This is a genomic window from Borrelia hispanica CRI (assembly GCF_000500065.1).
GTDB lineage: Bacteria > Spirochaetota > Spirochaetia > Borreliales > Borreliaceae > Borrelia > Borrelia hispanica.
The window spans coordinates 1-3,052 of the sequence record NZ_AYOU01000102.1 but is presented as its reverse complement, the minus strand read 5'-3'; the positions used below and the strand labels follow the sequence as shown (position 1 = coordinate 3,052).

At 28.7% G+C, this 3,052-nt stretch carries 3 protein-coding genes; all 3 read right to left on the bottom strand.

The window, feature by feature from the left end; translation table 11 throughout:
• Positions 1–797 (bottom strand): complement regulator-acquiring protein (locus U880_RS09995; protein ID WP_038359062.1); only part of this gene is annotated, 797 nt, incomplete at its 3' end.
• Between the two features lie 279 nt (positions 798–1,076).
• Positions 1,077–1,814 (bottom strand): complement regulator-acquiring protein, encoded by a 738-nt coding sequence (locus U880_RS0102985; RefSeq protein ID WP_024654703.1) that lies wholly within the window; start codon positions 1,812–1,814, stop codon positions 1,077–1,079.
• A 278-nt stretch (positions 1,815–2,092) separates the two neighbouring features.
• Positions 2,093–2,953 (bottom strand): complement regulator-acquiring protein, encoded by an 861-nt coding sequence (locus tag U880_RS0102980; RefSeq protein ID WP_024654702.1) that lies wholly within the window; start codon positions 2,951–2,953, stop codon positions 2,093–2,095.
• Between the last annotated feature and the right edge of the window lie 99 nt (positions 2,954–3,052).

Sequence of the window (3,052 nt, the reverse complement as noted above, 5' to 3'; positions counted from 1 at the left end):
CCAGAAAGAGGATCAGTGTATTTTGGAGTTAGGTATTTATCTACCAAATTTTTTACAGTAGTTTTGATGCTATCTTTATCAGCCTTATAATCTTTAATTAAATCATCTACAAATGTTATCCAGGTATTTCTTGCTTCTTCAAGTTTTTTTACTTGATCATTAAGTTCATTTATTTTTTCAAGGCTTAAAGTATTAAGCTTTTCTTTTTTGTCTTCTATTTGTTTAAATGTAACCTGAATTACTCCTTGTACTTTTTCTCCCACCTCTACAAGATTTTTAGGCCAAGTATCTTTATAAGCTGCCTCTCCTGCTAGCTTTGCAAGTACTTCTCCAAGGCCTTTAATTGCTTCTTTTTTCCAGCTCAAAGATCCATAAAATTTATGTCTTGTATCTTTATTTGTATCTTCATCATAAGTTTTCTGCTTATCATCCTTTATTAATTTAAATACGCTGTCTTTTAATCCATATTGAGTATTATCAGGCTCTTTACCATCTTTATTTACCTTTACTTCCTTTTCAACTTTTGTTGTAAGTACAACTATCAAATCTGCTAATTGTTTAGCCCCATCATCAACACCACCATTAACACCACCATTAACATCACCATTAACATCACCATTAACATCACCATCAGCTCTTGGGATATTTGATGGACCATCACCACTTGTTTTAGTATCTGCACCACCTTTTTGACTACCAGTTGGTATAGCCAAAGTCCCATCAGTATTACAACTGGTAAGCATAAATGCTGTTAAAGCAGATATAGTAATTATGTTCTTTAAAATGTTATTTCTCATATATATTCTCCTTTTTTATTATTAAATAATAATCATTCTTATATAGTATTATATACTATTTTGTTTAAATGTCAAGTTTGTAAATAAGTTTTTTATATTAATAATAAAATTTGAATCATAATCATTATTAAGCTTATTTAAGAAGGTTTATAAGTACATTAAAAATAAAATAATTTTTAATCGTTTATAAGTTGTACAAACAAAAATGGAAGAGAAGCTCTGCCTCTCTTCCGTAATTTGAAAATGTCATATTTAATATATTTATTTATATTATTTTACTTATTCTAATATTTTCTTAATATCTTCCCCTAACTTTTCACTGCTTGTAATAAGCCCAGAAAGAGAATCATTATATTTTGGAGTTAGGTAATCATCTATCAACTTTTGCATAGTAGTTTTGATACTACCTTTATCAGCACTATAATCTTTAAGTAAACCAGCTACAAATGTTGTCCAGGTATTTCTTGCCTCTTCAAGTTTTTTTACTTTGTCATTAACCTCATTTATTTTTTCAAGGCTTAGGGTATTAAGCTTTTCTTTTTTGTCTTCTATTTGTTTAAATGCAACCTGAATTACTCCTTGTACTTTTTCTCCTACCTCTACAAGATTTTTAGGCCAAGTGTCTTTATAAGTTACGTTTTTCCCTATTTCTGCAAGTACTATCCCAAGGCCTTCAATTGCTTCTTTTTTCCAGCTCAAAGATCCATAAAATTTATATCTTGAATCTTGCTTTTCATCTGCATCATAAGTTTTATTCTTGTCATCCTTTATTATTTTAAATACACTGTCTTTTAATCCATATTGAGTATTATCAGGCTCGCTTTTACCTTCGTTTACCTTTCCTTCACCTGCAACCTTTTTGAAAAGCTCACTTAATACTGATTGCTTAGCACTATCGCCACTCGCACCTTCTGATTGTCCATCACCACCAGCACTACTACCTGGATTACAAGCAATAAATATCAATGCTGTTAAAACAAATATACTAAAAATATTACTTAAAATATTGTTTCTCATAAATATTCTCCTTCCTTTGATTATTAAATCATAATCATTATTAAATAATATATAATACTATTTAATTTAAATGTCAAGATTTTACAGTAAATTTTTTTATATTAATAATGAACACATTTAATCACAATACTTATCAAACATATTCGTTAAGTTTTTTAAGTGCATTTCAAGAAAAATATAATTTTTTAATTGATTATAAATTGCACAAATAAAAACGGAAGAGAAGCTCTGCCTCTCTTCCGTAATTTGAAAATGTCATACTTAATATATTATTTATATTAATTTATTTCATCTAATATTTTCTTCATCTCTTCCCCTAATTGTTTACTGCTTTTAATAAGCCCAGAAAGAGGATCAGTGTATTTTGGAGTTAGGTATTTATCTACCAAATTTTTTACAGTAGTTTTGATGCTATCTTTATCAGCCTTATAATCTTTAATTAAATCATCTACAAATGTTATCCAGGTATTTCTTGCTTCTTCAAGTTTTTTTACTTGATCATTAAGTTCATTTATTTTTTCAAGGCTTAAAGTATTAAGCTTTTCTTTTTTGTCTTCTATTTGTTTAAATGTAACCTGAATTACTCCTTGTACTTTTTCTCCCACCTCTACAAGATTTTTAGGCCAAGTATCTTTATAAGCTGCCTCTCCTGCTAGCTTTGCAAGTACTTCTCCAAGGCCTTTAATTGCTTCTTTTTTCCAGCTCAAAGATCCATAAAATTTATGTCTTGTATCTTTATTTGTATCTTCATCATAAGTTTTCTGCTTATCATCCTTTATTAATTTAAATACGCTGTCTTTTAATCCATATTGAGTATTATCAGGCTCTTTACCATCTTTATTTACCTTTACTTCCTTTTCAACTTTTGTTGTAAGTACAACTATCAAATCTGCTAATTGTTTAGCCCCATCATCAACACCACCATTAACACCACCATTAACATCACCATTAACATCACCATTAACATCACCATCAGCTCTTGGGATATTTGATGGACCATCACCACTTGTTTTAGTATCTGCACCACCTTTTTGACTACCAGTTGGTATAGCCAAAGTCCCATCAGTATTACAACTGGTAAGCATAAATGCTGTTAAAGCAGATATAGTAATTATGTTCTTTAAAATGTTATTTCTCATATATATTCTCCTTTTTTATTATTAAATAATAATCATTCTTATATAGTATTATATACTATTTTGTTTAAATGTCAAGTTTGTAAATAAGTTTTTTATATT

Coding starts and splice junctions, on each gene's coding strand:
- U880_RS0102985 (WP_024654703.1), bottom strand. CDS start 1,814: ATGAGAAACAATATTTTAAGTAATATTTTTAGTATATTTGTTTTAACA.
- U880_RS0102980 (WP_024654702.1), bottom strand. CDS start 2,953: ATGAGAAATAACATTTTAAAGAACATAATTACTATATCTGCTTTAACA.